This window comes from Mesorhizobium sp. WSM4820 (assembly GCF_055811075.1).
In genome coordinates this window covers 124,872-145,392 of sequence record NZ_JBVVQN010000011.1, presented here as the reverse complement: position 1 = coordinate 145,392, position 20,521 = coordinate 124,872, and the positions used below count along the sequence as shown (strand labels likewise).

General features: G+C 62.3%; 19 protein-coding genes. 12 read left to right on the top strand and 7 right to left on the bottom strand.

Annotated features, from left to right (window positions below; all coding sequences use genetic code 11):
* Positions 1 to 237 precede the first annotated feature (237 nt).
* The gene (locus AC0L2R_RS19135; RefSeq protein ID WP_473510803.1) at positions 238 to 1,284 is read right to left on the bottom strand and encodes an ABC transporter substrate-binding protein; all 1,047 of its coding nucleotides are present in this window, start codon (positions 1,282 to 1,284) and stop codon (positions 238 to 240) included.
* 241 nt (positions 1,285 to 1,525) lie between these two features.
* On the opposite strand from AC0L2R_RS19135, the gene araD reads away from it, so the two are divergent.
* The 3 genes from araD to AC0L2R_RS19120 all read left to right on the top strand — a co-directional run bounded on the left by araD (position 1,526) and on the right by AC0L2R_RS19120 (position 4,987).
* Positions 1,526 to 3,268, top strand: a complete 1,743-nt coding sequence (araD, locus tag AC0L2R_RS19130; RefSeq protein ID WP_473510802.1) for an L-arabinonate dehydratase — start codon at positions 1,526 to 1,528, stop codon at positions 3,266 to 3,268.
* Positions 3,269 to 3,278: 10 nt separating this feature from the next.
* Positions 3,279 to 4,193, top strand: coding sequence for a dihydrodipicolinate synthase family protein (locus AC0L2R_RS19125; RefSeq protein WP_473510801.1), 915 nt, complete (start codon positions 3,279 to 3,281; stop codon positions 4,191 to 4,193).
* Positions 4,194 to 4,276: 83 nt separating this feature from the next.
* Entirely contained in the window at positions 4,277 to 4,987 is a 711-nt protein-coding gene (locus AC0L2R_RS19120; protein WP_473510800.1) for a ribonuclease activity regulator RraA, read from the top strand.
* A gap of 316 nt (positions 4,988 to 5,303) precedes the next feature.
* Here AC0L2R_RS19120 and AC0L2R_RS19115 read toward each other — a convergent pair whose 3' ends face one another.
* From AC0L2R_RS19115 to AC0L2R_RS19095, 5 genes are all read right to left on the bottom strand, one after another.
* Positions 5,304 to 5,840, bottom strand: coding sequence for a Clp protease N-terminal domain-containing protein (locus AC0L2R_RS19115; protein ID WP_473510799.1), 537 nt, complete (start codon positions 5,838 to 5,840; stop codon positions 5,304 to 5,306).
* A gap of 9 nt (positions 5,841 to 5,849) precedes the next feature.
* On the bottom strand, positions 5,850 to 6,071 hold the full coding sequence (locus AC0L2R_RS19110; protein WP_473510797.1) for a helix-turn-helix domain-containing protein: 222 nt from the start codon (positions 6,069 to 6,071) through the stop codon (positions 5,850 to 5,852).
* A 173-nt stretch (positions 6,072 to 6,244) separates the two neighbouring features.
* A complete protein-coding gene (locus AC0L2R_RS19105; protein WP_473493382.1) occupies positions 6,245 to 6,877 on the bottom strand; it encodes a response regulator transcription factor in 633 nt (210 codons plus the stop codon).
* An 86-nt stretch (positions 6,878 to 6,963) separates the two neighbouring features.
* Entirely contained in the window at positions 6,964 to 7,338 is a 375-nt protein-coding gene (locus tag AC0L2R_RS19100) for a response regulator transcription factor (protein ID WP_473493303.1), read from the bottom strand.
* Positions 7,335 to 9,698: a PAS domain-containing sensor histidine kinase gene (locus tag AC0L2R_RS19095; RefSeq protein WP_473510796.1), complete on the bottom strand. Its 2,364-nt coding sequence runs from the start codon at positions 9,696 to 9,698 to the stop codon at positions 7,335 to 7,337. The genes AC0L2R_RS19100 and AC0L2R_RS19095 overlap by 4 nt, the downstream gene beginning before the upstream one ends.
* 206 nt (positions 9,699 to 9,904) lie before the next feature.
* On the opposite strand from AC0L2R_RS19095, the gene AC0L2R_RS19090 reads away from it, so the two are divergent.
* The 6 genes from AC0L2R_RS19090 (at position 9,905) to AC0L2R_RS19065 (ending at position 15,677) form a co-directional block, all read left to right on the top strand.
* On the top strand, positions 9,905 to 11,179 hold the full coding sequence (locus AC0L2R_RS19090) for an epoxide hydrolase family protein (protein ID WP_473510928.1): 1,275 nt from the start codon (positions 9,905 to 9,907) through the stop codon (positions 11,177 to 11,179).
* A gap of 33 nt (positions 11,180 to 11,212) precedes the next feature.
* Positions 11,213 to 11,623 (top strand): cupin domain-containing protein, encoded by a 411-nt coding sequence (locus AC0L2R_RS19085; protein WP_287223215.1) that lies wholly within the window; start codon positions 11,213 to 11,215, stop codon positions 11,621 to 11,623.
* A gap of 68 nt (positions 11,624 to 11,691) precedes the next feature.
* The gene (locus AC0L2R_RS19080; RefSeq protein WP_473510795.1) at positions 11,692 to 12,342 is read left to right on the top strand and encodes a VOC family protein; all 651 of its coding nucleotides are present in this window, start codon (positions 11,692 to 11,694) and stop codon (positions 12,340 to 12,342) included.
* 128 nt (positions 12,343 to 12,470) lie between these two features.
* Positions 12,471 to 13,277 carry an SDR family NAD(P)-dependent oxidoreductase gene (locus tag AC0L2R_RS19075; protein ID WP_473493299.1) on the top strand — a complete coding sequence of 269 codons (807 nt, stop codon included), beginning with the start codon at positions 12,471 to 12,473 and terminating at the stop codon, positions 13,275 to 13,277.
* Positions 13,278 to 13,467: 190 nt separating this feature from the next.
* Positions 13,468 to 14,520: an alpha/beta fold hydrolase gene (locus tag AC0L2R_RS19070; protein WP_473510793.1), complete on the top strand. Its 1,053-nt coding sequence runs from the start codon at positions 13,468 to 13,470 to the stop codon at positions 14,518 to 14,520.
* A gap of 116 nt (positions 14,521 to 14,636) precedes the next feature.
* The gene (locus AC0L2R_RS19065; protein ID WP_473510791.1) at positions 14,637 to 15,677 is read left to right on the top strand and encodes an adenylate/guanylate cyclase domain-containing protein; all 1,041 of its coding nucleotides are present in this window, start codon (positions 14,637 to 14,639) and stop codon (positions 15,675 to 15,677) included.
* 242 nt (positions 15,678 to 15,919) lie between these two features.
* Here the strand turns inward: AC0L2R_RS19065 and AC0L2R_RS19060 are convergent, their stop codons facing one another.
* Entirely contained in the window at positions 15,920 to 16,963 is a 1,044-nt protein-coding gene (locus AC0L2R_RS19060) for a LacI family transcriptional regulator (RefSeq protein ID WP_473510790.1), read from the bottom strand.
* A 384-nt stretch (positions 16,964 to 17,347) separates the two neighbouring features.
* Between AC0L2R_RS19060 and AC0L2R_RS19055 the strand changes: the two genes are divergently transcribed.
* The 3 genes from AC0L2R_RS19055 to AC0L2R_RS19045 all read left to right on the top strand — a co-directional run bounded on the left by AC0L2R_RS19055 (position 17,348) and on the right by AC0L2R_RS19045 (position 20,521).
* The gene (locus AC0L2R_RS19055; protein WP_473510788.1) at positions 17,348 to 18,586 is read left to right on the top strand and encodes an ABC transporter substrate-binding protein; all 1,239 of its coding nucleotides are present in this window, start codon (positions 17,348 to 17,350) and stop codon (positions 18,584 to 18,586) included.
* A gap of 113 nt (positions 18,587 to 18,699) precedes the next feature.
* The gene (locus tag AC0L2R_RS19050) at positions 18,700 to 19,593 is read left to right on the top strand and encodes a carbohydrate ABC transporter permease (protein ID WP_473510787.1); all 894 of its coding nucleotides are present in this window, start codon (positions 18,700 to 18,702) and stop codon (positions 19,591 to 19,593) included.
* On the top strand, positions 19,586 to 20,521 hold the full coding sequence (locus AC0L2R_RS19045) for a carbohydrate ABC transporter permease (protein ID WP_027153093.1): 936 nt from the start codon (positions 19,586 to 19,588) through the stop codon (positions 20,519 to 20,521). The genes AC0L2R_RS19050 and AC0L2R_RS19045 overlap by 8 nt, the downstream gene beginning before the upstream one ends.

Below are 20,521 nucleotides of genomic sequence, written 5' to 3'. Positions count from 1 at the left end.
CCCGCGCCCGTTTCTTTGCCCCAACCCCGTGGGGCTGGTTTTCTAATCGTATCTCCCCCCAATAAACCCCCCCCCCCCCCCCTCTCCGCCCCCCGCCCCCCCCGCGCCCCGGCCGCGGCCCCCCCCCCACGAAAGACTATACCCCTAGAGCAAGCCGCCCAATTGGCGGCTCGCTCCAGCTTTTTGTTTTCGCATCGGTTTTGCCGAAAACCGGCATCCACTTTTCGGCACGATGCTCTAGCCCTTCAGCTTCTCGATGATCGAGGCCACCGTATCCCGCTTGGACGTCAGATGCGCCTTCGCCTCGGCCTGAGGCAGGTAGTTGGGGATGAAAAAGGCCTTGGCCTGCCGCTTCTGGATCTCGCCGGCGGCGTAGATTTCCTTCAGCGCGGCGTCGATCTCGGACGCCATGGCGGCGTCCATCTCCTTGTTGAACAGCAGGAAAAACTCCTTGTCGAACGTGAAATCCTTGCTGCCGTCGAGCGTGACGCTGGTCTGGGGGCTGGTGAATTTGAGCATTTCTTCCCGGCTCGTTCCACCCATCCCCGCCTCGGGGGCCTGCGCCAATGTCTCGGGACGCGCGGTGATCCAGACGAAGCGCATCGCGGTGCGGTCGTCTTCCGGCAGTTGCGTGAACTGCTCGTTGGCCTGGATCGAACCGTTGATCACGTCGGCCAGGTCGTCCCACATCGCCTGGTTCTTGTCGGCCTGCGAGCCGGTGTTGACCGCCACGATGTTGGCTTCCGATCCCGGATTGCGCACGCGGGCAGCATTGCGCATGCCGGTGAAACCGATCTCCGAGACGCCGCCCGGCTGGATGGCGACGCGAACCTTCTCGCCTTTTGCGGCTGCCGCGAAAACGTCCTCCATCGACTGATAGGGGGACTTCTTGGGAACGAGGAAGCAGTCGCCGGGGTTGATCGCCACAGTCGGTCCGATCGCGAAATCGGCGAAGGCATCGGGGACGCCCGGCACTCCGTAGAGATAGGAGAGGTAAATCTGGTCGTGGTGCAGCATGATCGTCGTGCCGCGGGAATCGCGGCCGGTGGCGTTCAGCGCCTCACTGGTGCCCACCGGGTCGACGCGAATGTTCACGCCCAGCTTCTGCGCCAGCGCTTCGGCGGCGATCGACGAGTTTTGGTAGGTGTCGCCGCCCGTCGAAGTCGAACCGATGACCATTCGGATGTTGCGCGGCAGGCTCTGCGCTCGCGCGACGAACGGGCTCGCCAGCGCGACGGCGGCCCCGGCTCCTGTTGCGAGAAGGGATCTGCGGGTCAGTTTCATTATGTCCTCCCTGGGCCGCGGAACCCGCGGCGCGATCTCAGGGTCGCGCGGCAATCTCCCATTGCCGCACAACCCGCTCCCATGCGCATCTATGTTAGCGCATACATCCTCATGCACGAAAACGAGCGTTTCTGTCAACCGTACCGACATTGGCGGGTATAAATTCTGTTCTACGCGGACGCATCAAATTGACAAACATGAATGTTACCGCATACATCGAGCGATACGCGTGGAGGATGTCATGCCCGACGACAACCGCAGAACACCGGCGTCGCTGCGGTCGGCGCGCTGGTTTGCGCCGGACGATCTGCGCAGCTTCGGCCACCGGTCGCGGCTGATGCAGCTCGGTTATTCCGAGGAGGATTTTCGCGACAGGCCGGTGATCGGGGTTCTCAACACCTGGTCGGAGCTCAACTCCTGCCATGCGCATTTTCGCGAGCGGGCGCAGGACGTGAAGCGCGGCGTCGCTCAGGCGGGCGGGTTCGCCGTCGAATTGCCTGCACTGTCGGTCGACGAGAGCTTCACCAAGCCGACCTCGATGCTCTATCGCAACATGCTGGCGATGGAGACGGAGGAGATGATCCGCTCGCATCCGCTCGACGGCGTGGTGCTGATGGGCGGGTGCGACAAGACCACGCCGGGGCTGGTGATGGGCGCGCTCAGCGCCGGTGTGCCGATGATCTTCCTTCCCGCCGGCCCGATGCTGCGCGGCAATTATGCCGGCAAGACGCTGGGCTCCGGTTCGGATGCCTGGAAATTCTGGGACGAGAGGCGCGCGGGCAAGATTTCGGATGACGAGTGGACGGGCATCCAGGGCGGCATCGCGCGGTCGGCCGGCGTCTGCATGACGATGGGCACGGCCTCGACGATGACGGCGATCACGGAAGCGCTGGGGCTGTCGCTGCCGGGCGCTTCCTCGATACCCGCTGTCGATTCGGACCACCAGCGCATGTCGGCAGCCTGCGGACGGCGCATCGTCGAGATGGTTTGGGACGACCTCACACCCGAAAAAGTCGTCACCGAGGCGGCCGTCAGGAACGCGGCTATCGTGGCGATGGCCACCGGCTGCTCGACGAACGCCGTGGTTCACCTCATCGCGATGGCGCGCCGCGCCGGCGTGCCGCTGACTCTCGATCATCTTGATGCGCTCGGCCGCACCACGCCGCTGATCGCCAACGTTCGCCCCGCCGGCAAGGACTACCTGATGGAGGATTTTTACTACGCCGGCGGCCTCCGCGCGCTGATGGCTCAATTAAGCGGGCGGCTCGACCTTTCGACGCTGACGGTCACCGGCAAATCACTCGGCGAAACGCTCGAGGGTGCGCGGGTTTGGAACGACGACGTGATCCGCCCGCTGTCCAACCCGGTCTATTCGGAAGGGTCGCTCGCCGTGCTGCGCGGCAACCTCTGCCCCGATGGCGCCGTCATCAAGCCGGCCGCCTGCGACCCCCGCTTTCATGTCCATGAAGGGCCTGCGCTGGTTTTCGACAGCTATCCCGAGATGAAGGCGGCGGTCGACGACGAAGATCTCGACATCACGCCGGACCACGTGCTGGTGCTGCGCAACGCCGGCCCGCTCGGCGGACCGGGGTTTCCCGAATGGGGCATGCTTCCGATCCCCAAGGCGTTGATCAAAAAAGGTCATCGCGACATGCTGCGCATCTCCGATGCGCGGATGTCGGGAACCTCCTACGGGGCGTGCGTGCTTCATGTTGCGCCGGAGGCCTACATCGGTGGGCCGCTTGCGCTGCTGCGGACAGGCGACATCGTGCGGCTGGATTTGCCGAACCGGCGCCTGGACATGCTGGTGGCGGACGACGAACTGGCGCGCCGCCGGACCGACTGGTCACCCCCCGCGCCGCATTTCGAACGGGGCTGGGGCTGGATGTTCTCGCGCCATGTGACACAGGCCGACAAGGGCTGTGACTTCGATTTCCTCGAACGCGATTTCGGCGCTTCAGCCGGCGAACCGGACATTTTCTGAAAGGCCAGGCATGACACTTTCCCTCGACCAGGCGCTGACCGGCATATCGGGCATTCTGGTTACGCCTTACGACGAACACGGCGAGATCGCGCCCGAACGGCTTTCCCCGATCCTCGACAGGGCGCTGGACGCCGGCGTGCACATGCCGGTTGTCAACGGCAACACCGGCGAGTTCTATGCGCTAACCACCGATGAGGCAGTGACGATGGCGCGCGAAGTCGTCTCGATGGTAGCCGGCCGCGCGCCGGTGCTCGCGGGCGTCGGGCGGGGCATCCGCGACGCGCAGAAGCTGGCGAAAGCATCCGCCGAAGCCGGAGCCGCGGCGCTGATGGTGCACCAGCCGCCAGACGCCTTCGTCGCGCCGCGCGGTCTGGTCGACTACCTGAACGCGGTGGCCAACGCGTCGGGCGGCCTGCCGATGATGCTTTATCTGCGCAACGATGCGATCGGCACGCGCGCCATCGCCGAGCTTTGCGGCCTCCCAGGGGTGAAGGGCGTGAAATGGGCGACGCCCAATCCGCTTCGCCTGGCAGAGGCGCGGATCGCTTGCGACCCGTCGATCGTATGGGTCGGAGGACTTGCCGAGGTCTGGGCGCCAGTTTTCTATGCCGTCGGCGCGCGAGGATTTACCTCCGGGCTGATAAACGTATGGCCCGAACGATCGGTCGCGATCCATGCCGCACTCGAGGCCGGCGAATTCGAGAAGGCGAACGCGCTCATCGATGGAATGCGAGTCTTCGAGGACATCCGCGCGGAGGAGATGGGCGGCGCCAACGTGACCGGCGTGAAAGCGGCGCTGATCGCGCAGGGCATCGACTGCGGGCCAACGCGCCCGCCCTCCGCCTGGCCGCTCACTTCGGCGCAGCAGGCGAGGCTCGACGCCTTTTTAGTCGCGAACCGCCTTGCAGCGGGAAATCCCAACTGAATTGCGAATTGCCTTCCGCCCACACCGGCGACCGGAGAAACCACGGCGCTTGCAGTGCCAGCACCTGAAATGAGGAAGCGAACATGGACGAGAATCTGCGCGAAAAACTTCTAGGCGTGTCCGTCGCCACCCTGGCCACAGCGCTGTTCAAGCGCGGCCTGCGCAACCAGGTAATCCAGGGCGTGGGTCCGTTGCAGCGAAAAGGCCGCAACATGGTCGGGCCGGCCTTTACGCTGCGCTACATCCCCGCGCGCGAGGACCGCAACCAGCTCACAGAATTCCGCAAGCCGGATCATCCGCAGCGCGTCGCCGTCGAGACCTGCCCGGCGGGCCATGTGCTCGTCATGGATAGCCGCAAGGATCCTCGCGCGGCATCCGCGGGCGACATTCTGGTGACGCGCCTGATGGTGCGCGGCGTCGCCGGCGTGGTCACCGACGGCGGGTTCCGCGACGCCGCGGTGATCGGCGGACTCGATATCCCGGCCTACCATACGCGGCCGTCCAGCCCGACCAATCTCACTCTGCACGAGGCATTGGACCTGAACGTGCCGATCGGTTGCGGTGACGTGGCCGTGTTCCCCGGAGATATCGTGATTGGAGACGACGATAGCGTCATCGTCATTCCCCGGGAAATCGCCGGCGAGGTCGCCGATGAGGCGGCTGAGATGACGATCTACGAGGATTTCGTGGTCGAACAGGTTAAGGCGGGCGTTCCGATAATCGGGCTCTATCCCTGCACGCGAGACGAACACGCCGAACGGTTCAAAACGTGGCGCGCCGAGCGCGGCCGATAGGCTATGATTCACGGTATGAGCTGCACGTACGCCCGATATCAGCCTTCAACTTCCTCCTTCTGTTCGATGCTGATTCCGTAGCGCGGTGGATCTGGACGGCTGGCAGCGGGTTCAGCTATCGCCAGGGCGCGGCACCTCGAACCTGATCCAGGCGCAACGCGATTTCTTCGGCGCGCCACGGCTTCGAACGGATCGACGGGCCGGGCGCGTTCCATGGCCGTTGGGGAGAGGAGCGGGCGGCTAGTCGAAGGAGCCTCCCAAGCTGTGGCTCGATCGTATTTCATGCATTGATGCTGAATAGTCCTGGAGCTGGGCCTCAGGCGCCCATCGGTCCCGTGTGCCGATTGCTGGCGCGCGAGAACTTGTTCGCCGCCGCCTTCAGCGCAGCGGGATCGACTCCCATGCAGCGCAACGCACGTGCCGCCACTCCCTGCTCCATCGCTGCGACTATAGCCACGACATGCGCACCCAGCAGTGGACGGTGATCGTTTCGGTTGGCCGCCAATTCCTTCATCACCTCAGCTCCCGACGGGGCTGCGTCATAGAGGCCTGCGGCTCCCTGAAGCGGTTCCGGGGTTAAACCCCCGGATTTGTGTTCGCCGGCGTTCACCCCAACGGAGCGCAGGGCTTCCCAATATTGAGCGCCGACCGCGTCGCGGAAGCCAGCGGCATCCGCCCCAATTTCGCGGAATGCGAGACGGGCGGTATTGTCGGGAAGATCGATGGCCGCCAGCAGGAAATGTTCGGCGCCGGCCTGTCGCTGCTGGTCCTTTAAAGCGTAGTTTTCGGCACTTTCGCACAGTGTCTTGATGGTGCGGACGTTCGATAGGCGGGTTTTGATGCCGCTGAACATGATCGTCTCCTATGGCGGATTGTCCTGGGCGTTGATGTCCGACAGCCGCTTATGGGCTGCCTGTTTGGAGATGCCGAGTGCTTGGGCAATCTTCGCCCAGGACCAACCTTGCTTCAGGGCCGCCTTGACCGCTCTACGCTCCAACAGGTCAGCCGCTCGCCGAAGCGCAACGACCGCAGCCAAGGCTTCCTCCGGCTGGTCAGGTGTGGGCAGTTGGCGGACATCGATCATGCGTCAACATTAGTTGACGAAATCGTCTCGTGTCAACATATGTTGACGAGACGATGCATTCGGGTCGGTTTCCGGAGAACCGGAGCAGGTCGAGAGCGGCCGCGCGCGATTGCCAACAGTGTGCACCGAATTTTTGAGCCGTCGCGCCAGGATGTGACACCTCAGCGTTGCAACTAGCTGAGATGCGGTGACTGCCCGAGATTCAGCCGTGCAGCCATGTTGACCAGTTCGGGAAGGGAACCGGCCTTCATCTTTCGCATAACCTGGCCGCGATGGGCTTTTACTGTGATCTCGCTGATGCCGAGCTCGAAGCCAACCTGCTTGTTCAACAGTCCCGTTACGACCAGCGCCATCACCTCCGCTTCGCGGTGACTGAGTGATGAATAGCGCTCACGGAGCACTTGCTTGTCCAACTCGTTCGCACGTGCAGCCCGGCTACGTTCAAGTGCGTACTCGACGGCCGTCATGAGCACGTCGTCCCCAAACGGCTTGGTCAGGAATTCTACGGCTCCAGCCTTCATCGCTTTGACTGTCATCGGCACGTCGCCGTAGCCGGTGACGAAGATAATCGGCATGTCGGTTCGCTCGACGGAAACAAGTTGTTGCAAGTCGAGCCCGCTGAGATCGGGAAGGTTGACGTCAAGAATCAGACAATTCGGAACCAGGGCTCGGGGCCGAGAGAGAAATTCCTGCGCCGATGAGCAGGGCTCCGGATGGAAGCCCGCTGAACGGATGAGCAATTCCAGCGATTCACGCACAGAAATGTCGTCGTCAACGACGAATACGACAGGCGTTTCGTGTGACATGATGCCGGCCTTGCCCTTGCTCGGTGCAGTTGCCAAATCCGTGTGTGCGGGAAGTATCCGTTGCGGATCGGCATAGCAAGTCGCGTTCAATCATTAGCGAAGGCCAGGTTGAGTGCTTTCTGCAGGGCTGTGTCGCTAAACGGCTTGGATAGGCATTCTACCGCACCCTTTTTTAAAAGGTCCGGCCGCGCGGTCTCACAACTCTGCGCCGTAATGTAGATGATTGGGATAGCCTGGCCCCGGCGCGCCAACTCTCGTTCGAGATCAGGCCCGGTCATGCCGGGCATGCTGATGTCAAGCACCAGGCACTCGGTCTCGTTGATGATGCCTGACCGCAGAAACTGCTCCGCCGAAGAGAACGCTTCGGCACGGAAGCCGAACTCGCTCAACAGGTCGGGCAGGGACTCGCGCACGGATTCATCGTCATCGACGATCGACACGAGTGGGCGGCGAGCGTTCATGAAAAACCTCGTTGGATTGAGGCGCTGCTGCTGGTCGGCGCCGATATGGCGCCAGACGAATGGGCAGGTGGTGGTTCTGCGCGTAGATATTCGTGGATCGAAAACGAGAAGGTCGATCCAGGACCGACATTCGCCTCCGCCCAAAGCCGCCCGCCATGGCTTTCGACGAGGGAACGACTGACGGACAGGCCTATTCCCATGCCCTCGGCTTTGGTCGTGTAGAAGGCTTCGAAAAGCCGCTCCGCACCCTGAGCATCGAACCCGATTCCGCTATCCCGCACGAAAAGGTGCACCTTACCGTCCTCCCCGAGCCGAGTGCCAAGCACGACAAGTCTTGGTCGATCGTCGACGGCGACCATCGCGTCGGATGCGTTGCGCAACAGGTTCATGATGACCTGTTGCAGTTGGACCCGATCGCCGCCGACGAGCGGGAGTCCGTCTGCAAGCTGGGTCTGAAGGAGCACCTTGTTGCGCTGAAGGTCTCCGGAAAACAATGCGACCACCTCTGCCGCAGCGTTGTTGAGATCGATCGGTTCAACTAACGTGGCCCTTTTGGCGAACAGCGCGCGAAGCCGGGCGATCACATCAGCCGCGCGGTTGCCATCCCTGATTGTGCGCCGCGCAGTTTCCCGCGCGCCGTCAACGTTAGGCGGGTCGGCCGCCAGCATGCGAAGGCAGGTGCCGGCGTTGGTGACGATGCCCGAGAGCGGTTGGTTCACTTCGTGTGCAATCGACGCGGTCAACACACCCAAGCTCATAGTCCGCGTAGCTTGTGCAAGTTCGGATCGGACTTTCTCCAGCGCCTCTTCGGAGCGCCGCCGTTGTGTGATGTCAAGAACCGCGCCGACATACTCGATGGGGCTGGAATCGTTGTGTGCGCGGTGGGCGATCAAGTGCAGGTGCTTGACCGACAGGTCGGGCAAGAGAATCCGGTGCTGGTATTCAAAGTCGCTATCACCGCGCAGCGCCCGTTCAACCATGTCCCCCATCAGAGGCAGGTCTTCGGGATGAACTCGGCTGGCTATTCTTTCGAGCGTTACGAGCGTACCCGGCTCGAACTCGAAGATGCGGTAAAGAGGCTCGGACCAGGTGATCTTGCCCGTTGCGACTTGCCAGGACAAATTCCCCATGCGGGCAAGGTACTGACCCTCCGACAGGAACGCTTCGCTGCGCTTGAGCGCGTCTTCCGCACGCTTTCGCCCGTGGATGTCGGTATGCGTGCCGTACCATTTGACGATGTTTCCGGCTTCGTCGCGCAGGGGATTGGCCCGAAACAGGAACCACCGATACTTGCCGTCGAAGCGGCGGAGGCGCGCCTCCGCTTCCCCCGACTTGCCTGACGCCAATATGGCCTCCCATGTGGCGGCAAGCCGGTCCACGTCGTCGGGATGGACAGCCGCAGTCAAGTCCCAATACTCGGACAATGGACCGGCCGGCTCCCAATCCTTCGACTGGCCAATGGAGAGGCCGACATAGTGGAGATAATGCTGGTTGAAGAATTCAGGTGACCCGTCAGGACGAGCCGACCATGCCATCACAGGTATGGTGTTGATGATGAGGCCAAGATCGTGCCTGCTTGCAAGCAGCGCCTCTTCGGCGCGCCTCTGGTCGTCAATGTCTATGCCGACCGAATACCAACGGATGACGCGTCCGTTTTCGTCGCGATGCGGCACGCGGCGAGATGTGTGCCAGCGATATTGTCCATCGGCGCGCCTAACCCGCACGTCAATGGTAAGCGGCTCGCCGCTTTCCAGTGCAACTCTCCACGCCGCATCGTTCCGCTCTACATCATCCGGATAGAAATGCGGAAATGTCTTCCCGGATGGACCTGTCGCGTCCTCGAGTGTGAGGCCCATGTAGTCTTGCCACGTCCGGTTCACGAAAGTGCGCGTTCCGTCCGGACTGTATGTTGCAACGAATACGGGGATCGTATCGATCGTCTGCCGAATATCTCGCTCGGCGGCGGTCAGCCTCGCCTCGTCCTGCCGAAGCGTTTCTTCGGCGCGTTTCCTTTGATCGATGTCGGTGTTGATCGCATACCACTCGACGATACGACCAACATCGTCACGCAGCGGACTGCAATGGATCACGAACCATCGGTATTGTCCGTCGGCGCGCCGCATGCGCGCTTCCATTTCGCCGGGTTCCCCGGAAGCCAGTATCGATCGCCAACTCTCGGTCAGGTTCGGCAAGTCTTGCGGGTCGATCGCAGCCTGCCACCCGGAGAAGCGGACCTGATCAAGATCGAGCCCCGTATAGTCTGACCAGCGTCGATTGACGAAGTCGGCATGCCCGTCCGGTTTCGCGGTCCACACCATAGCCGGAAGTGCATCCAAAACGCGGCTCTGTTCGATCTCCATTGCGGTCCTTTCGCGAGTATCGCGTGCCGTGACAATGCGCCGGCGTGATAGCGGCGTCCATTGTGCCTTGGTGTCGGTCCGACGGGACGATGAGGCATCGCCGGGCCAATACAAAGGTATCGCCGATACCATCGTGCAATAGATTTGCCTCGCCTGACAGTCGATCTGTGTGCCGTCCAAAAGCATCAGCAAACAGGGAGAGTGTCATGTCAGCACGGTCACTTACTCGGCGCGAAATTCTTGTTGCGACCGCCGCCGCCGGGGCCGTGGGCCTGCTTCCGGGAACGCTTAACGCTGCAGCCACCAGCAGTTCGATCCGCCCGTTCACGGTCAACATCCCGCAGGAAGAGATTGACGAGCTTCGCCGGCGCATCATGGCGACACGGTGGCCTGACCAGGAGACAGTCGCCGATCGGTCGCAGGGCATTCAGCTCGCACGATTGCAGGAGATCGTCCGCTACTGGGGAACCGAGTACGACTGGCGCAAGGCTGAGGCAAAGCTGAATGCCCTGCCGCAGTTCATGACCGAGATCGACGGGATCGATATCCACTTCCTGCACATTCGGTCGAAGCAACCCAACGCCCTGCCGCTGATCATGACGCATGGTTGGCCCGGCTCCGTCTTCGAACTGCTCCAGACGGTCGGCCCGCTCACGGACCCCGCGCAGCATGGCGGCAAGCCTGAGGATGCCTTCGACCTGGTACTGCCCTCGATGCCCGGCTACGGATTCTCCGGCAAGCCGCGCGGCGTGGGCTGGAATCCAGACCGCATCGCAAGTGCCTGGGCCGACCTGATGCAGCGCCTGGGCTACGACCACTACGTTGCCCAGGGCGGCGACTGGGGCGCGCCCGTTTCCAGCGCGATGGCACGCCAGGCGCCAACCGGATTGCTTGGCATCCACATCAATTTGCCGGCAACGATACCGGCGGACGTGGCCGCAGTCCTTGCCGCCGGCGGGCCGGCGCCAGCCAGCCTCACCGAGAAGGAAGGTGTCGCGTTCGGTTCGCTCGAAACCTTTTACAAGAAATATCGGGCCTACGCGGCAATGATGGGCACCCGGCCTCAGGCGATCGGCTACGCATTGACGGATTCGCCGGCCGGGCTCGCCGGCTGGATGTACGACTACAACAACGGCGAACCCGAGCGCCTGCTCAGCAAGGACGAGATGCTGGACGACGTCACGCTGTACTGGCTGACGAACAGCGCGACTTCGGCGGCCCGGCTCTACTGGGAGACGATGGGCCAGAGCGTTCTTCTCGCAGCGGCGCAGAAAACCTCCGATATCGCGCTCCCGGTCGCCATCTCGGTATTCCCCGAAGAGGTCTATCGAGCGCCCGAGACCTGGGCCCGGCGGGCCTATCCCAACCTGATCTACTTCAACGAAGTGAACAAGGGCGGACACTTCGCCGCCTGGGAGGAGCCGGACCTCTTCTCGGCCGAACTGCGCGCCGCCTTCAGGTCTCTGCGGCCGGCACACTAATACTCAAACCGCGAACGCCAAAGGAAAATAGCCATGAAAACGTTTCGAATGATCGCGGCGGCGACGCTTTTCGCCGGTGCTGTTCTCACGCCGTTGCTAGCGCAAACCGAAGAGGCACAATTGCCCGGTGTTGGGCGCACCGACTTGCTGCGGGCGGACCTCGGCACCCCCGGACGTGAAGTCATTCAGGTGCTTGTCGAATTCGCACCGGGCGTGACGGCGCCTTGGCACGCGCATCCTGGCGAAGAGATCGCCTATGTCGTCGAGGGCCAGCTGGAGTACACGCTCCAGGGTAAGCCGCCGCTGACACTCAACGCCGGCGATACGCTCTTTATCCCCCAGGGAACAAGCCACACGGCCAAGAACGTGGGCAGCGGCAAAGCGCTCGAGCTCGCTACCTACATCGTCGAAAAAGGAAAGCCGCTCGTCGCGCTGGATGAATAGCGCCTAGCAAGTGACGCCCAGCGAAGCATGCGCACGTCAACACAACCAACGGGAAATAGGAGACCATCATGAACCAGGCTGTTATTGCAAGAGATGTCGCGTCCTCCACACAGGCGACAGACATGAAGCTCGAGGTCGTCGTTATCCCTGTCGCAGACGTCGAGCGCTCCAAGCGCTTCTACGGCGAGCTGGGCTGGCGACTCGACGCCGACTTTGCCGTCGGGGACGACTTTCACGCCGTTCAGTTCACGCCCCCAGGTTCGCCGAGCTCGATTCACTTCGGCAAGGGGATCACGTCGGCCACCCCGGGATCGGCTCGAGGACTGTATCTGGTCGTCTCGGACATCGTCGCAGCGCGTGCCGAGCTCATCGCTCACGGTGTCGAGGTGGGCGAGATCTTCCACCGCGCCGGGCCTGGAAAGCCTGTGATCAGCGGTCCGGATCCGGAGCGCCGCAGCTATTTCACATACGCGACATTCAGCGATCCCGACGGCAATGAATGGCTGCTGCAGGAAGTCACCACCCGGTTTCCCGGCCGGATCGACACCAACATGACGAGTTACGCTTCTGAGGCCGATCTGGCCTCTGCGATGCGGCGGGCATCTGAGGCTCATGGCGAGCACGAGAAGCGCAATGGCGGCCAACGCGATGAGAATTGGCCGGACTGGTACGCCAAGTACATGGTGGCGGAGCAGGCGGGCAAGCGGCTGCCGCTCTAAGCAGCAACCCAAATCGGGTGAGCGGGACGGGTCGCCGTCCCGCCGCCCAGCTCAACCGGCGATCCAAGCCTGGTTTGCCGCTGATGTTTCACGCGCTGTTGCCGGCGCAATCGAATGGGAGAACGATCATGACGCACTCCAAAATGGGCATCGCGATGGTGACCGGCGCCTCGGCCGGGATCGGAGCGATCTACGCCGACCGGCTGGCGCGCCGCGGCTATGACCTCATTCTCGTGGCGCGCAGCCAGGAGAGGCTGGACGAAGTGGCCAAGCGCATCGCCGGCTCAACGAATTGCAACGTCAGCGCCGTTGCCGCTGACCTCAACGACAAGGCGGATCTGGGTCGGATCGAGACCTTGCTCGGCGCCGATCCCGCCATCACGATGTTGGTCAATAACGCTGGCATCGGCGCCGTCGCGCCGCTCCTGGAATCCGACATCGACAAGATGCAAGCGATGATCGGGCTCAACATCACGGCGCTGACCCGCCTGACTTATGCCGCGGCTCCCGCCTTTGTGGCGCGCGGCGGCGGCACAATCATCAACATCTCGTCAGCGGTCGCCATCGCGCCGGAAATCCTCAACGGTGTCTATGGCGCGACGAAAGCCTTTGTGCTCGCTTTCAGCCTGTCGCTCCACAAGGAGCTTGCGGACAAGAGGCTGCGCATCCAGGCGGTTCTGCCCGGCGCCATCGCCACCAACTTCTGGGACGTGTCAGGAGGTTCGCTCGACGATCTGCCGAGCAAGGCGATCATGCAGTCCGATGACCTCGTGGACGCGGCCCTTGCCGGCCTCGACCAGGGCGAGTTGGTGACTATTCCCTCGCTTCCCGACGTAGCCGACTGGCACGCCTATGAAGCGGCCCGGCAGAAACTCATCCCGAACCTTTCGCTCAAGACCTCGCCGGCGCGGTACGGCGTCGCCGTGGCTGCGTAACCAAACTCAATGAGTCAGCCTGAGTAAGACGGGTTCGTATTCCCGACACGGCGGCGTGTGCTCCTACATGACGCCGAGGGGATCGCAAACCAAGCATTCGCACCTATCACGGTCGACGTGTCCGATGTGACGATCGACCGAAGATAATCTTCCACCAGGCACCATGCCTTATCAACGGATACAAACCGCTATGACCGAACAGATCGACCTCCATCGACGCCACTTGTTGGGCGTGGCCGTCACCACCGTCGCGGCCGCTCAGTTTGCCATGACGGGCTCGGCAAATGCGCAGTCCAGCATTACGAAACCGGACGCCAGCACAATCGAACCACAAGCAAACACGTCGTTCGGTCCGTTGAAGCAGGTTCAAGCTGGCGTACTCGACATTGGATATGCCGAGGTCGCTCCTGGCAAAGGGTCGGTCGTCATCCTCCTGCATGGATGGCCGTACGACATCCACACCTATGTCGACGTTGCGGCGATCTTGGCGTCGAAAGGTTTTCGGGTCGTCGTTCCATATCTGCGCGGCTATGGCACCACGCGGTTCCTCTCCGACAAAACGCCACGCAATGGCCAGCAGGCGGTGGTCGCGGTTGATGTCATTGCGCTGATGGATGCACTGCAGATCGACAAGGCGATCGTCGGCGGTTGCGACTGGGGCGCACGCACGGCCAACATCGTCGCGGCATTGTGGCCGGAACGCTGCAAGGCCTTGGTCTCGGTCAGCGGTTATCTGATCGGCAGCCAGGAGGCCAACAAGATGGCGCTGCCGCCGAAAGCCGAGCTGCAATGGTGGTACCAATATTACTTCGCCACTGAGCGGGGCCGCGTTGGCTACGGAAAATACAGGCGGGATTTTGCCAAGCTGATCTGGCAGCTCGCTTCTCCGCAGTGGAATTTCGACAACGCAACCTTCGAGCGCAGCGCTACCGCCTTCGACAATCCGGATCATGTCGACATCGTAGTACACAACTACCGCTGGCGGCTCGGGCTGGCGGAAGGCGAGCCACAATATGACGAGTTGGAGCGGCGACTTGCGAAAGCTCCGGTCATCGCCGTGCCGACGATCACTCTGGAGGGCGACGCCAACGGCGCGCCGCATCCCGACCCCAGCGCCTACGCTAAGAAGTTTTCGGGCAAGTACGAGCACCGCCTCATTACCGGCGGCATCGGGCACAACCTTCCGCAGGAAGCCCCGCGGGCATTTGCAGACGCCATACTGGAGGTGGCGAGCCTAGCTTGAGCAAATCGCCGTACCGCGATACATGATCGAGCGGGGCCCAAGGCGAAACTGATGAAATCACAACCGCGCCGAGCAACACGCCGGGGCAGTCCCGATCTCATCGAGCAGGATACGAAATGAACGCTGGGCGTGGCCAGGACCGCTTTCGTCGCCCTTTGCAGTGGCTCCTCGCACCCATTGTGGGGGCAGTAGCTGGCTTGGCCTACGCGGTGATGTTCGACGTCGAGGCCCTGCACTCCGCAGTCAGGGGCGTGTTCATCGGAACTCCTATTCTGTTGTATGAGCGCGGCGTTATCTTGCGCCGATGGCGCGATATCATCCGGCAAGCGGCAACGCCGGTCTTCGTCGTGACTACGATAGCAACCTACGTTTTGATGATTTTGATCGGCAACGCCGCCGCCGGCACAGCGCTTCACCATCTCCTCGGCTATATGAGCACCGCGCGGGAAGCCATGGTGATGTCGGAGTCCGGTCTTCTGTATTCACTCGGTGTCTCCACGCTCGTCGCATTCGTGTTCCGACTGCGTGACCTTATCGGGCCGAGCCTGTTCACCAGCCTGCTTCTTGGGCGCTATCACCGGCCCATTGAGGAGGAGCGGATCTTTCTTTTTCTCGATGTCAGCGGATCCACGCACTTTGCGGAGCGATACGGCGATCTGGAGACCCAGGCCTATCTCGGACAGATATTCAACGCACTTGCGTCTCCCGTTCGTCGCTCCCAGGGCTCTATTGACGACTATATCGGCGATATGGCGCTGGTCACCTGGCCCATGGAACGCGGCCTGCGGGACGCCGCGTGTCTTCGTTGCGTCTTCGACTTCGCGGCGGCCATAAGGGATCAGGCGGCGGCGTGGCAAGCGCGTTTCGGGCAAGTGCCGGAGTTTCGCGCCGTCCTGCATTGCGGGTCGGTGGTTACGGCTGAGATTGGCCTTGAGCGACACAAGATTGCGTATTTCGGCGATGTCGTGAATACCACTGGACGTCTGGAGTCGCTATCCAAGGTTCTCGGTCAACCTATTCTGGTCTCCGCAGATATTCTCGCCGGTATCCGTGTTCTACCTCCACATCTCGTCGCGGAGAACCTCGGATTTCATGCGATTAGAGGCCGAGATGAACCGCTTCAGATCTCAGCCGTAAGGCTAGCATTGGGAAGCTGATTGGAGTGGCGCCATCATCTCCGTGCATCCACCTGTCTTCGATGCTCCTTTTACGGCCGTCGCTGTCACCCCTGTCCGATTCTGAAGGTCCAGGTTCCGCAGCTGCCGGTCCGTTTTCTGCCCCAAACCTGCCAGTCAGCAGCGCGCCTTTTTGCAGCCAAGTGGAATCACTTGGCGCCGCAGAAATGCGGCTAAGACAAATAGATGGAGCGGGATGCCAGTTCAATTTGAACGTATCCGCTCTAGTCGGGACGGCGATAGGCCAGAACCTCGGTCGGCTTGCTCAGGCTCTGCAAGGAGCCAGGTGTTGCGCCGCCGATCCAGCCCAGGACCGAGCGGGCGAGCTCGGCGCCGGCCAGCCGGAAGTTCTCGTTGACCACTAGCAATTCCCTGCGGAACAGGTGCAGCAGGTCGGACGACTGCTTGGACACCACGTCGACGTCCCGGCCGAGCTTGAGGCCGGCGTCCTCGATGCCGGCGACGATGGCGAGTGTCGCGGCAGCGGCACTGCTGACGAAACCGTCCGGCCTGACATCGCGGCGCATCAGCTGCGCGGTCCTCATCCTGATCTGCTCGATCGAATGGTCGACCGAAACGGTGTTGAACGGGATCTCGCTGGCGCCGACCTCGCTCAGCGCATCGGTGAAGCCGTTCAGCGTATGACTGTGGTAGGTCAGCTCGACTGGAGGCGCCAGCAGAGCCAGCCTGCGGCGGCCGATGCCGGCCAGGTGGCGCACAGCCTCGGTCGCGAACGCGTAATTGTCGAAGTCATGATAGGGGTGGATCAGCCCCATATCGGTGCGGCCATGCGTGGCGAAGGGGATGCCACGCTCGAGCATGTAACGGGCCCTGGGGTCGTTCGGCTGGGCGCGCGAAATGATGACGCCGTCGGCGGAGCCGGTCTCCACGAGATAACGTATCGGGTCCAGGGGATCCTGCGAGCGTGAATAGGGTGTGACGATCAGGTGATAGGGTGTGTCGGCAATGACTTCCGAGACGCCGTAGATGATGTCCGAGACAAAGCTCATGATCTCGCGCTCGGTGTTGAGCACGAGGCTGATGACGTTGGTCTTGCCGGTCCGCAGCCGCACACCGGCGCGGTTCGGCCGGTAACCGATCTGCTTGGCGACGAGCTGGACGCGTCGCCTGGTCTCGGCGCCGATCTCGGGCGCGTCCTTCAGCGCCCGGGACACGGTGGTGACGCCCAGCCCGGTCATGAAGGCAAGCGTCTTCAATGTCGGCCGGCCCGAGCCCTCGTCGTCCTTTTCCGTCTGATCTCTGTCCATTCATCCCGCCCGTCAGGCGCATAGCAGTTGCCGTGCAGGTCGGCAATCGGCGATGAACACCCTATATACTGAAACGTTACAGATTGTCACTTGCCATCGCGCAGCGGCCAGTAAAAGCTGGCCTGGATGAGCGGCGCTTCGTTCGACGCAAAGTCGGTGTGCGTCGGCAAGGCTTGCCCGCGAGCAGGGGTTTGCCGAATTTCGCGCATTGCAGCACCATTTTGCAGTGCAGCCTGCCTTGCTGCGGTGCAGTAGGCGAACGTTGTGCGGCGAGTTTGTTCGCTGCTCGAAAAAAATGCCGAGCTGCTCCTGTTCGGGGTTGCGCGCCTCCAACAATTGCCGTATCGAAAATCTGTAACGTTTCAGATTCTGGGAGGAGCCGAAATGCGATACCAAATCATGACCGCTGCGCTGGCAGTGACAACCGCGCTGCCATTCGCCGGGCCGGCGGCAGCGACCGATCTGGAAGTCACCCATTGGTGGACTTCAGGCGGCGAGGCCGCGGCGGTCGCCGAATTCGCCAAGGCGTTCGACGCGACAGGCAATCATTGGGTCGACGGCGCCATCGCCGGCTCCGGCGGCACGGCGCGGCCGATCATGATCAGCCGCATCACTGGCGGCGACCCTATGGGCGCCACCCAGTTCAACCACGGAAGGCAAGCGGAAGAATTGGTGCAGGCCGGTCTGATGCGCGATTTGACCGAGCTCGCCACCAGGGACAAGTGGGCGGAAATCGTGCAGCCGAAGAGCCTGCTCGACGGCTGTACCCTCGACGGCAAGATCTATTGCGTGCCGGTCAACATCCACTCCTGGCAGTGGCTGTGGCTGTCGAACGCAGCTTTCGAAAAGGCCGGTGTGCCGGTGCCGAAGAATTGGAATGAATATGTCGCGGCCGCCCCGGCGCTGGAGAAGGCAGGCATCTTACCGATGGCGCTCGGCGGGCAGCCCTGGCAATCCTCGGGCACCTTCGACGTGCTGCTTACGGCGGTCGGCGGCACGGACGCTTTCTTGAAGGTCTATCGCGACAAGGATGCCGGATTCGCCGCCGGGCCCGAGGTCGCCAAGGTGTTCAAGGCCGCGGATGATGCCCGCAAGATGGCGAAGAACACCAATGTGCAGGACTGGAACCAGGCTACCAATATGGTCATCTCCGGCAAGGCCGGCGGCCAGATCATGGGCGACTGGGCGCAGGGCGAATTCCAGGTTGCCGGGCAGGCCGCCGGCAAGGACTATACGTGCCTTCCCGGCCTTGGGCTGAACGAGGTCATCGCCACCGGCGGCGACGCCTTCTACTTCCCGCTGCTGCAGGACGCTGAAAAATCCAAGGCGCAGGAAGCGCTGGCTAAAACGCTGCTCGATCCCAAGACGCAGGTCGCCTTCAACCTCAAGAAGGGCTCGCTGCCGGTGCGCGGCGATATCGACCTCAAGGCGGCGAACGACTGCATGAAGAAAGGACTCGACATCCTGGCCAAGGGTAGCGTCATGCCGTGGACGGACCAGCTGCTGTCGCAAGACACCCAAAAGCAGAAAGAGGACCTTTTCTCCGAGTTCTTCGCCAAGCCGGACATGACCGTGGAAGAGGCGCAAAAGCGCTTCGCCGACATCGTCGCCTCAGCGGACTGACGACCGACGAACTGCTCGCTCCCGGCCCGCGACCGCGGGGCCGGGAGCTCCGGGTCAAGAGACTCTTCGGCTTTGACCCTCCCGCCCTTACCCGATCCAGCCCGGCTGTGCAGATGAGCAAGAGCGAACGCCCCAACCAACTCTTCCGCAACCTTAATGCCAAGGTCGCCTCTATTCCGATGGTCCTCACCGCACTGGTGATCTTCGTTGGCGGCAGCGCGTGGACGGTGCTCTATTCCTTCACCAATTCAAAACTGCTGCCGCGGCTGAACTTCGTCGGGCTCGACCAGTATTATCGGCTGTGGTCGACGCCGCGCTGGCTGGTCTCGATCGAGAACCTGCTGGTCTACGGCGTGCTGTCGCTGGTGTTCTCTCTGATCATCGGCTTCATACTGGCGGCGCTGCTCGACCAGAAGATCCGCTTCGAGGACACGTTCCGCACCATCTTCCTCTATCCCTTCGCGCTCTCCTTCATCGTCACCGGTCTGGTCTGGCAGTGGCTGCTCAACCCGGAGTTCGGAATCCAGGGGGTGGTGCGCGGCCTCGGCTGGGAAACCTTCAGCTTCGATCCGCTCTACAATTCCGACATCGTCATCTACGGCATCCTGATCGCCGCGCTCTGGCAAGGCACCGGGCTGATCATGTGCCTGATGCTGGCGGGCCTGCGCGGCATCGACGAGGATATCTGGAAGGCCGCGCGGGTGGATGGGATACCCACCCTGAAGACCTATCTGTTCATCATCATCCCGATGATGCGACCGGTCTTCATCACCGCGCTCGTCATCATCGCCGCCGGCATCGTCAAGGTCTATGACCTGGTTGTCGCCCAGACCAGCGGCGGTCCCGGCATCGCCTCCGAAGTGCCGGCCAAATATGTCTATGACTACATGTTCTTCGCCCAGAACCTTGGGCAGGGCTTCGCCGCCTCGACCATGATGCTGCTGTCGGTGGTGGTCGTCATCGTTCCCTGGGCCTATCTCGAATTCGGAGGCAAGAAGCGTGGCTGACCTTGCCGTTCCCCTGCCTGCCGGTACGGGCTCTATCGGGCTTGAGGCATCCGGGCCGCGGGGGCCCAAGCCGCGGCATGTGTTCTCGCGCCGCAACATCTTCCTCTATGGCACGCTCATCGTGGTGGCGCTGTATTATCTGCTGCCGCTCTATGTGATGGTGGTGACATCGCTCAAGGGCATGCCGGAGATACGCCTCGGCAACATCTTCTCGCCGCCGCTCGAGATCACCTTCGAGCCTTGGGTGAAGGCCTGGTCCAGCGCCTGCACCGGCCTCAACTGCGACGGGCTCTCGCGCGGCTTCTGGAATTCGGTGCGCATCACCGTCCCGTCGGTCGTCCTGTCGATCGCCATCGCTTCAGTGAATGGCTACGCGCTTGCCAACTGGCGCTTCAAGGGAGCCGATACTTTCTTCGTGATCCTCATCGTCGGCGCCTTCATCCCCTATCAGGTGATGATCTATCCGATCGTCATCATCCTGCGCGAGATCGGCCTCTATGGCAGCCTGAGCGGCCTGGTGATCGTCCATTCCATTTTCGGCATGCCGATCCTGACGCTGTTGTTCCGCAACTATTTCACTTCCATGCCGGAGGAACTGTTCCGCGCGGCGCGCGTCGACGGCGCCGGCTTCTGGGGCATCTATTTCCGGATCATGCTGCCGATGTCGCTGCCGATCTTCGTCGTCGCCATCATCCTGCAGGTGACCGGCATCTGGAACGACTTCCTGTTCGGCGTCGTCTACACCCGCCCCGACACTTATCCGATGACGGTGCAGCTCAACAACATCGTCAACTCTGTGCAAGGCGTGAAGGAATACAACGTCAACATGGCCGCCACCATCCTGACCGGCCTGGTACCGCTCGTCGTCTACTTCGTTTCCGGCAAGCTTTTCGTGCGTGGCATCGCCGCCGGCGCGGTGAAAGGATGA

What these genes read in the sequence shown, in the direction of transcription:
- AC0L2R_RS19125 (WP_473510801.1), top strand. Translation starts at nt 3,279, where the DNA reads ATGACACTTTCCCTCGACCAGGCGCTGACCGGCATATCGGGCATTCTG.
- AC0L2R_RS19095 (WP_473510796.1), bottom strand. Translation starts at nt 9,698, where the DNA reads ATGGAGATCGAACAGAGCCGCGTTTTGGATGCACTTCCGGCTATGGTG.
- AC0L2R_RS19050 (WP_473510787.1), top strand. Translation starts at nt 18,700, where the DNA reads ATGAGCAAGAGCGAACGCCCCAACCAACTCTTCCGCAACCTTAATGCC.
- AC0L2R_RS19110 (WP_473510797.1), bottom strand. Translation starts at nt 6,071, where the DNA reads ATGATCGATGTCCGCCAACTGCCCACACCTGACCAGCCGGAGGAAGCC.
- AC0L2R_RS19085 (WP_287223215.1), top strand. Translation starts at nt 11,213, where the DNA reads ATGAAAACGTTTCGAATGATCGCGGCGGCGACGCTTTTCGCCGGTGCT.
- AC0L2R_RS19070 (WP_473510793.1), top strand. Translation starts at nt 13,468, where the DNA reads ATGACCGAACAGATCGACCTCCATCGACGCCACTTGTTGGGCGTGGCC.
- AC0L2R_RS19100 (WP_473493303.1), bottom strand. Translation starts at nt 7,338, where the DNA reads ATGAACGCTCGCCGCCCACTCGTGTCGATCGTCGATGACGATGAATCC.
- AC0L2R_RS19060 (WP_473510790.1), bottom strand. Translation starts at nt 16,963, where the DNA reads ATGGACAGAGATCAGACGGAAAAGGACGACGAGGGCTCGGGCCGGCCG.
- AC0L2R_RS19120 (WP_473510800.1), top strand. Translation starts at nt 4,277, where the DNA reads ATGGACGAGAATCTGCGCGAAAAACTTCTAGGCGTGTCCGTCGCCACC.
- araD (WP_473510802.1), top strand. Translation starts at nt 1,526, where the DNA reads ATGCCCGACGACAACCGCAGAACACCGGCGTCGCTGCGGTCGGCGCGC.
- AC0L2R_RS19115 (WP_473510799.1), bottom strand. Translation starts at nt 5,840, where the DNA reads ATGTTCAGCGGCATCAAAACCCGCCTATCGAACGTCCGCACCATCAAG.
- AC0L2R_RS19135 (WP_473510803.1), bottom strand. Translation starts at nt 1,284, where the DNA reads ATGAAACTGACCCGCAGATCCCTTCTCGCAACAGGAGCCGGGGCCGCC.
- AC0L2R_RS19075 (WP_473493299.1), top strand. Translation starts at nt 12,471, where the DNA reads ATGACGCACTCCAAAATGGGCATCGCGATGGTGACCGGCGCCTCGGCC.
- AC0L2R_RS19090 (WP_473510928.1), top strand. Translation starts at nt 9,905, where the DNA reads ATGTCAGCACGGTCACTTACTCGGCGCGAAATTCTTGTTGCGACCGCC.
- AC0L2R_RS19105 (WP_473493382.1), bottom strand. Translation starts at nt 6,877, where the DNA reads ATGTCACACGAAACGCCTGTCGTATTCGTCGTTGACGACGACATTTCT.
- AC0L2R_RS19080 (WP_473510795.1), top strand. Translation starts at nt 11,692, where the DNA reads ATGAACCAGGCTGTTATTGCAAGAGATGTCGCGTCCTCCACACAGGCG.
- AC0L2R_RS19065 (WP_473510791.1), top strand. Translation starts at nt 14,637, where the DNA reads ATGAACGCTGGGCGTGGCCAGGACCGCTTTCGTCGCCCTTTGCAGTGG.
- AC0L2R_RS19055 (WP_473510788.1), top strand. Translation starts at nt 17,348, where the DNA reads ATGCGATACCAAATCATGACCGCTGCGCTGGCAGTGACAACCGCGCTG.